Source organism: Vibrio sp. 1731 (assembly GCF_033339955.1).
In the GTDB taxonomy this organism is placed as follows: domain Bacteria; phylum Pseudomonadota; class Gammaproteobacteria; order Enterobacterales; family Vibrionaceae; genus Vibrio; species Vibrio alginolyticus.
Genome location: NZ_JAWOVO010000154.1, coordinates 1 through 1,085, shown reverse-complemented (window position 1 = coordinate 1,085; position 1,085 = coordinate 1). Strand labels below are relative to the sequence as shown.

Here is a 1,085-nt window from a genome sequence, read left to right as displayed (position 1 = left end):
ACCAATGTTGTTTCCAGCTTTTCTGGTTCGGTGGTGCTGAGTTCAATAAGTTGCAGCAGAATATCCTCAAGCAGCGCTTCTTCTTGTGTTGCTTCGCTGACAAAAATCTTAATTTGTTTGTTACGCTGTGGCTTTGCAGCGAAAGGACACAAATTCAGACCAATCACGACATCATTAAGCCATTGATCGACTTGTTGCGTGATCGCATTAATATCTGTATTCGGTGTTTCTTGTGTTGAGCGCGTTGGCATACGACTTTCTTGCTTTTATGAATTTGGCGCAAGCATAGCAGAGAAGTCGATTAACTTCTTCCCAAGCTTGCTACATCAGTGTTGCTGTCGGTATCTACGCTTTCACAAATGTGTTTTAAGTAGGCAATGGCAGCAAACATCACGGCATACAAAACGCTTCCGCCAAGCAGTACGGTTGGCCAACCGCCATGTTGCCAACAGTAGAGCAATAAAAAACCACCTAAACTTCCGCCAACATAGTAGTGCACCAAGTACAAAGCTGTTGCGGTTGCTTTTGCTTGTGTTGCGTTTTGGCCTACCCAGCCGTAAGCCAAAGTATGGGTAAAAAACGCGCCAAAACTAATCAGCAGAAGACCGATAAGCATAGCGGCGAGGCTCTCAAAAGCCGCAATCCACATGCCTGCCATGCTAACCACAGCGCCTAAGAACATACCTAGAATCGAAGAGTAACGTTTGCTCCAATGCCCTGCGCATCGAGAAGAAAAAGTTCCTCCCAGATAACAGATGAATATCAACGATGCCAGACCGACCGGAACGTTGTGCGGCGCGCTAACCAAACGAAAGCCCATCACTGAGTAAAGATTGACGAACAACGCAAAGTTAAGGCCGCCGATGAGCATTGCAAACCAAACCCGCTGATTTCGGAAGTGGCCAATAATGGCACGATTTTGGTGTCTTAAGCTGCTGGATGAAGGTGTGAAGTTGCGCTGCTTTGGCAATAAGTAGTGCACGCAGATTACGCCAATCAGTGTTACAACCATCATGACTTCGATGGCGACATCGACACTAAAGTTATCCGCCAACAAACCGCCGCTAATACGTCCTGCGATACCA

Annotated in this window: 2 protein-coding genes; both read right to left on the bottom strand. The window is 46.7% G+C overall.

Going from position 1 to position 1,085, the window contains the following annotated elements:
- On the bottom strand, positions 1 to 251 hold a 251-nt coding region (locus R7035_RS25870), incomplete at its 3' end, for a DUF1415 family protein (RefSeq protein WP_318146400.1).
- 50 nt (positions 252 to 301) lie between these two features.
- On the bottom strand, positions 302 to 1,085 hold a 784-nt coding region (locus tag R7035_RS25865), incomplete at its 5' end, for an MFS transporter (RefSeq protein ID WP_318146399.1).